At 63.2% G+C, this 6,963-nt stretch carries 7 protein-coding genes; 2 read left to right on the top strand and 5 right to left on the bottom strand.

Features of this window, described 5'->3' with window-relative positions; translation table 11 throughout:
* Positions 1-79: 79 nt before the first annotated feature.
* Together AX681_RS18240 and AX681_RS18235 are read right to left on the bottom strand one after the other, a co-directional pair.
* On the bottom strand, positions 80-1,480 hold the full coding sequence (locus AX681_RS18240; protein WP_066661880.1) for a GH39 family glycosyl hydrolase: 1,401 nt from the start codon (positions 1,478-1,480) through the stop codon (positions 80-82).
* Between the two features lie 56 nt (positions 1,481-1,536).
* A complete protein-coding gene (locus AX681_RS18235) occupies positions 1,537-2,700 on the bottom strand; it encodes an FAD-dependent monooxygenase (RefSeq protein WP_197421987.1) in 1,164 nt (387 codons plus the stop codon).
* Between the two features lie 176 nt (positions 2,701-2,876).
* Here AX681_RS18235 and AX681_RS18230 point away from each other — a divergent pair, with 176 nt between their 5' ends.
* Entirely contained in the window at positions 2,877-3,548 is a 672-nt protein-coding gene (locus AX681_RS18230) for a GntR family transcriptional regulator (RefSeq protein WP_197421986.1), read from the top strand.
* Positions 3,549-3,623: 75 nt separating this feature from the next.
* Here AX681_RS18230 and AX681_RS18225 read toward each other — a convergent pair whose 3' ends face one another.
* The 3 genes from AX681_RS18225 to AX681_RS18215 form a co-directional block, all read right to left on the bottom strand.
* Positions 3,624-4,547, bottom strand: coding sequence for a sugar phosphate isomerase/epimerase family protein (locus tag AX681_RS18225; RefSeq protein WP_066661873.1), 924 nt, complete (start codon positions 4,545-4,547; stop codon positions 3,624-3,626).
* A 19-nt stretch (positions 4,548-4,566) separates the two neighbouring features.
* Positions 4,567-5,523, bottom strand: coding sequence for a sugar phosphate isomerase/epimerase family protein (locus AX681_RS18220; RefSeq protein ID WP_066661886.1), 957 nt, complete (start codon positions 5,521-5,523; stop codon positions 4,567-4,569).
* A gap of 63 nt (positions 5,524-5,586) precedes the next feature.
* Positions 5,587-6,360 carry a sugar phosphate isomerase/epimerase family protein gene (locus tag AX681_RS18215; protein WP_066682585.1) on the bottom strand — a complete coding sequence of 258 codons (774 nt, stop codon included), beginning with the start codon at positions 6,358-6,360 and terminating at the stop codon, positions 5,587-5,589.
* Between the two features lie 165 nt (positions 6,361-6,525).
* Between AX681_RS18215 and AX681_RS22930 the strand changes: the two genes are divergently transcribed.
* On the top strand, positions 6,526-6,963 hold a 438-nt coding region (locus tag AX681_RS22930), incomplete at its 3' end, for a carboxylesterase family protein (RefSeq protein WP_231735017.1).

Raw genomic sequence — 6,963 nt, 5'->3', positions numbered from 1 at the left:
GACCAAATCCGGGTCATGGTGCCCGCCCCTCTTCCAATCTCTTGAAAGCGGACGCTGCTTCGACGCGCCTTGCCTCGTCCTATGACGGGATGCGCGTGATCTCGATCAGCTCCACGCCGGGCGCCGGCAGGCTGCTCTCGATGGTGACACTGCCACCCTCGCCTTCGTACGATCCCAGCATGTCGCCCTTGTGCCGTGCATCCGCGCGATACCGGGCCACCTTGTAACGGCCCTGGCTCCAAGGGAGATCGGTGACCTCTAGCGTATAGCCGGTATATCCCGCGCTCCCGGCATCAACGCGTCTGGGCGGAACGTTCAGCGACATGTTCACCCGCTCGGTGCCGATCGGCACCTGGAATTCGAACACATCGCGATCGCGGGCGACGAGGTAGGAGTCCGGGATGGCGTAGTTGGCGATCAGAATGCGAACGGTGTTGCCGTCCGCGGTCTGGCCCGCCAGCGCTGCAAATCCGTTCTCGTCCCCACCCGAGGCGGCAAGACGATCCGTCGTGGCCAGTGTTTGCCCGACCAGACGGAACGCACTCGTTCGCGCATTCTCACCGCCATCGGGTTCGAAAATCCCGGCGGGATCCCGGAACTTGTAGTGGAAATCGGCCCCGGTATCGGCGCGAAAGAAGATCGCCTGATCGACCGCGGAGTCCTGCATGTAGACGGCGGCCGCCGCGATGAAAGCGGCATTGTCGGCGTCTTCGAACTTCGCCGTCGGGATGCCGGTCATGCTCCAGTAGGAAAGCATCAGCCTGGCATCGCTGAACCCGTGCTTGTCGGCGACCGCACGCACCTCTGCCGCAATCGTGCGGAAATCGAGCGGATCCCGCGAGTTGTCGCCGTACCACATCCAGGACAGGAAATCCAAAGGCAGCGACTGATCCTTGATGAAGCTCAGCAACCCTTCGCGGAACGGGCCGTCGTTCAACGGGAATGCGATGCACGGGCCGCCGAACTTCAGGCCGGGGTCGACACGCTTCACCGCGCGCGCGGCGGCGGCATACATTTCATAGAACTGCTCGGGCGTGCCGGAAAAGTGCAGGCTGCCGAAGTCGGGCTGATCGCCAAATTCCCAATGCGTGATGGCGTTTTCGAACCCATTGCCCCACCCGCATACATAGTGGCGCACGATATTCTCGACCACTTGCTCATACTTCGCGAGGTCACGGATCGGCTGCTTGTTCCCCGGAATCTCGCTCGCAATGGTGAACATGATATCCGCGCCGAGCGAACGCACCTGCCCGACCCAGGCGTCGGTGCCGGCGAAGTTATAGCTCGCCGGATCGCTGGGGTCGGCCGACCAGTCGGGAAACAGGCTCGTGGGGTTATCGACCGTGTCGAGCCGCGACACCCAGTCATACGACCGGACCAGCGTCACATGCGCGGCCTTCCACACATCCAGAATGTCGGGAACGCTGTCGGTGCCAGGGGCCGGCGCGGGGATGCCGCTCGTGCCGTGAAGCTTCCGCATGGGGCCGATCGACGCACCCGCATGTACGGACAGCTTCGCAATATGATCTCTAGTCATCAATAGTCGCTTTCCAGAATGCGATGAACGTAATCGAGCGCGGCCGGCTCTTCATTCACGAGGTGCGCGAGACGTCGGTCGAGCGCCTCGGGGGTTGCGGAGTCGAATTCCTCGTGCATCATCTGCAGCGAGATATCCCACACGATTTTCACGCGCGGGTAGCGCCGGGCCATGAACTTGGTCTGCACGTCGTAGAGCGTGTCGTCGCTCTGCAGGAGCTGCGCAAAGACCACGCCGTCCTCGATCGCCATCGCTGCGCCCGATCCCAGATAGGGGGTCATGGCATGCGCGGCGTCGCCCATGATCATCACCCGCCCGCGATGCCACGGATAGGGCACTATGACGGTATCGAGCGGCGTGTACGCGACGTTGGCGGCCGTGCGCAGGGATTCGATCTCGTCCGCCATGAAGACGGAATCACCCATCATCGCCCGCGCTCTTTGATACATGAGTTCGGCGAAGGCGGCGGGATCGTGGCGCGGGCGACCTGGCTCGTGATGCGTGACGATCACGTACATCATGCCGCCGGCCAGCGGCACGAACCCGACCTTGCCGCCGAAACCGTGGCAGAACACCGCACCCTTCAGCGTGTCCGGGGCGCGTACAGGAGCCCGCCAGGCCACGCCACCGCTGGGCGTGGGGACGTATCTCTCGCCGAACAAATAGCGTCGAATGCTCGAATTGATGCCGTCAAAGCCGAGCACGAGATCATAGCGGTGCGACGATCCGTCGCTCAGCTCAACCGTGACGCCGTCGACGTCCTGCTCGATGTCGACCGCCGTTGTCGCCATCTTGATCGTGCATCCTGCCTCCAGGGCATGGGCGCTGGCCATCTCCAGAAAGCCCAGGCGCGGCAACTGGACGTTATTCGGCAAGCCGTCGAGGTGGCGCCCATATGGAATATCGACGACATGGCGGCCGTTCCGGTCGTAATAGGACAGCGGCGGCGTCGGAAAACCAAGGGCGAGCGTGGGTTCGAGCAGCCCGATTTCGCGCAGCGCCCGCAGTCCATTGGTGCGCAGCCCCCATCCGACGCCGGGCACCGAATTGTCCGGCTTGATATCGATGATGTCGACCTCGACGCCGATCCGGGCCAGCGCCACCCCTGTGCACAGGCCCCCGATACCCGCGCCGACAATGAGGATCTTTTTCGACCTTGGCATCTTGCCCCCTCCCATCTCTGCGAGGCGATACGGCCAAGGCAGCCGGCAACACTCGCGCATTCGTGATATATCACCGTTGCACATGGACGCCGAACTGGTCAAGCGTTGCAATCTTGCCAGTGGGCTTTGGCGGCGGCATGGGTTGCAAAGGCACGGTGCCGATCTGGAGTAACGTGATGACAGAGCGCAGCACACAAAAGCAGTCGCTCTCGGACCAGGCATATGCGCTGCTGCGGCAACGGATCGTGTCGCTGAAAATGCCGCCCCGGATGCGCTTCACCGAGCGAGAGATATCAGAGGAGACCGGGTTCGGAGCGATGCCGGTGCGCGAGGCATTGGACCGCCTGAACCATGATGGCCTTGTCGAAACGATCCCCCGCCGCGGCTATCGCGTGGCAGGGCTGACATTGAAGTCAGTGGACGACTTTTTCACGGTGTGGAGCGCGGTGTCGCCGTTGATCATCCAGCTGGCCCAGGAACGCATGACGCCGGAACAAGCGACCGCGTTGGATGCGATCCATCACGAGCACAGGCGGGCGATCGGGAAAGCCAAATTCAACCCGGAAGACTGGATCCGGCTCTCGCGGCGCCGTTTCGATCTGCTGGCGGAGGCCACGCGCAATCCGCAACTACAGGCGATCTACCGCACCCTTTCGGCAGGAATGGACCGGATCTTTCACTCGATCAGTCGTCACAAGGAAGACGTCCGCGCCATTTTTGACCTGACGACGCGCTTCGATAGCGCGATCCCGTCGGTCGAGGACGCAAGCGCGTTCATCAGGATCAGCCGCGAGAAAATCGCGGAGATCATCATCGAAAAGGGCTTCGACTACCCGCAAGCGGACTGATCGCCGCGGCAATCCAATTCCAACCATGGGTCGGTCCCCGCCCCGCCCCCTGAGTTCGGCGGCGGAGCGAGCCTCTCAGTCGTAGATTGGGCGCAGTTCGTTATCGAGGTGGTAGCGGGTCAGCGCCATCGACGCGAGCAGGTCGGGCGACCCGTCATACTCGATCGACATCCAGCCCTTGAACGCGTGCTGCTTGAGCAGCCGGTACAGTCCCTTGAGATCGAGTTCACCCAGACCCGGCTCCCAGAACCAGCGCGTGCCGTCGTCGGTAATCTCGGGATCGCGCGCGTAGCGGACGCTGTCGGGCTGACGCGCCGAGCCGGTGTCCTTGAGGTGGAAGGTGCTGATCCGGTCGTGATAGTCGTTGTAGAAGGTCAGCAGATCTTCGCCCATGATCGAAATCTGGGCAGTGTCGATGCAGTAATGGACCAGCTTCGGGTCGGTCGATTCGATCAGCTCGCGATGATTCTCGATGTTGATGGCACAGAAAAACTCGTTGTGCAGGCCGATCTTGACGCCGTGATCGGTGGCATAGCGACCGATTTCGTTCATCGCCTTCGCGCATTGCTGAACCTCGTCCCGGCTCAGCGGCCCGGTGCCGCAATAATTCTGCGTCGGACAGGTGTTCATGTACGTGCCGCCGAACTTGACGATCGTGTCCACCGCCTCGCGGCCGGCACGCACGACTTCGTCGAAATGCCCCGCGTCGTGCGAGGCGTGGGCGCCATGGAACATGCCGATCACCTCGACCCCGCGCTCCTTCGCGAAGGCGGTGAAATTCTCGGGCGACCCGAACAGCGGGAGGATATCAGCCAGATCCCAGGGTGCGATCTCGATCCCGTCGAACCCCAGCGCCGACTGATATTTCAGGATCGTGTCCCAGTCGGAATAATAGGCGGTGTTCGTCTTATCCTCATAATAAAATTCGCGAAAATTGTCGATCTGCCGATACGGAATGGTCTTCCAATGGCACATATTGGCGTAGCGGATATTGGGCATGGCGGAGGCTCCGTCCGGCTTAATTCGGTAGTTTGTTGAGAAGCGCGCGGATGCGCAGCAGCGCGCGGAAGGGATCGCGCGTCTGGCGCGCGCTGCACACGACCGGACCGGCATAGCCGAGGCGATCGAGCAGCCCGACGATGCCGGCGAGATCGACATTGCCGGTGCCCGGATCGCGGAACACCTGCGTCGCGCGATGTTCCGGGAATTCGGGGTTTGCACTCTTCCACACATCGCCCGGATCGACGAACTGCGTGTCGGTCAGGTGCACGCAGCCGATGCGGCCGTGCTGCGCTTCGATGAACGCCGCCGGATCGACGCCGGCGATCGTCAGGCTCGCCACATCGACATCGAGCTTCACGCTGTCGGGCAGCGCGTCGAGCAAGGGCAGGACATGCTCGCCACGGAACAGGCTCCAATATTCATTGCGCAGCACCAGGGTGACGCCAGCGGCAGTGGCCTTTTCCGCCAAACCGCCCAGCAACTGGAGCGTCCGCTCGGTAAAGGTCGCGCGCTTTTCCTCGATATCCGGGTGATAATGCACGACGCGGCCATGATAAGGCGACGGGCTGATCGCGAAATAATCGGCCCCCAGATCGCCGGCATGTGCCACCGCCTCACCCGCGAAATGTCCGCTCGCGCCGAAGAAGAAATCGAGATTGTCGTTCCGCATGAACAAATTGGGGTCGAACGTCACGCCTGTGACCTGTTCGATGCCGCCGTCGGCCAGCACGGCGCGATAATTGGCGGCCGACTCATATTTGGTGTTGATGCAATAGCGGTTCATCGGAACGCCGCTGCGCCCGCCGAACTGCCAGACCGGCTCATAGGGGATCTCGATCGAGCGGAAGCCGCTCGCGCGGATCAGCGGATAGAGTTCTTCCCAGAAATAACGGCTCTCGAACCGATTGCGGTTCGGCTCCTGATAGTGGCGGTTGATCAGGTCCAGGCTGATCGCAATCCGATCGATGTTCATCGCGTCGTCCATCTACATGATGCGCCGTCGGCGACGGCGGTTGGAAGCTCGGCCCGGTGGGCGTCAGTCGGCGAGCATCCGCTGCGACTGGGCCAGCGACTCGCCCATCGGCATGGTCGGGAAATATTCGAGGCCGATCGCGCCGGTGTAGCCAAGATCGCGCAGGGTGCGCGTGACCTGGGCCCAGTCGAGGCTGCCGGTGCCCGGCTCGTTGCGGTCGGGCATGTCGGCGACCTGGACGTGCGCTACCAGATGAATACGCCCCGCCAGCACCTCTGCCATATCCTCGCCCATCACGGCGCTGTGCCAGACATCGTACAGCAGGCGCAGGTTCGGACTGCCCACCGCTTCGACCAGATCAAGGCCGAGCTTGGTGCTGACGAGATACATGGTGGCGAACAATTGCGTGTTGAGCGGCTCGAGCAGCAGGATGACGCCCGCCTCCTCAGCGGCATCCGCCGCCGCGCGCAGGGCGGTGACGGCGTTGGCGAAATGCTCTTCCTCGCTCATCCCCTCGACCCGGAAGCCCGAGGCGACGATCAGGTTCGGCTTGCCGAGGATCGCGGTCGCGGCGATCGTCTCGCGCACGGCGGTGACCATCTCCGCGCGTTCGGCCGGGTCGACGATCGAGCGGCGCGGGTCGACGCACAGGCTGGTCAACCGCACGCCCGTCTCGTCGAGCGCGGCGGCGAGTGCGTCGATCGGCTTGTCGCGCCACAGGTGGAATTCGGCCAGCGCAAAGCCGGCCGCCTTGGCCGCGCGCACGCGCGCGGCGAGGTCACCCGCCTCGGCAAACTGCCATTCGATACAGGAGGATAGTTGATACGCCGCAGACATAGGATCCCTTCCCATTCTACGGCCCCGTGGTGCGCACGCACTCGTATGCCTGGCGGGCACCGTCCCGCTATTTTGTAGCCCCCGGATACGGAAGTTCGCGAAAAGATCAAGTTCGGAAAACTATCCACCCAAGCCCCATTCGGCCAAGCGCGGCAGCTATTGCCGATGCAGCCGATTGTGCTCGACTGGTCGAATGCCGGGGCACGCTGCGACAACCCGTTCGGTGTCGCGCCGCACATAATGGCGCAAACGAGCACCCATGATGGCGATGATATCCTTATGCCCGGCGACATCTCTTCTCATCCCACGCGACGCGGACTGCTCACTGCAGCCGGCGCGACGAGCGTCCTGCTGATGGCGGGGCGGGCCTCCGCGCAATCCAGCGAACCGATTGCGACTACCAGCCACGGGCAACTGCGTGGGCAGCGGCTGGCAAACTGCATGGTGTTTCGTGGCATCCGCTACGCCATCGCCGACCGGTTTCGCCCACCGCGCGCGCCTGACCCTTGGAGCGGGGTTCGCGACGCGCTGGCACCCGGCGCGAGCGCGCCCCAGACCAACGCCAACCCACCGCCCGGCCCACCCTATGTCATCCTCGCCCAA

This window comes from Sphingomonas sp. CCH9-E2, assembly GCF_001557215.1.
GTDB lineage: Bacteria > Pseudomonadota > Alphaproteobacteria > Sphingomonadales > Sphingomonadaceae > Sphingomonas.
This window is presented reverse-complemented; position numbering and strand designations above follow the sequence as displayed.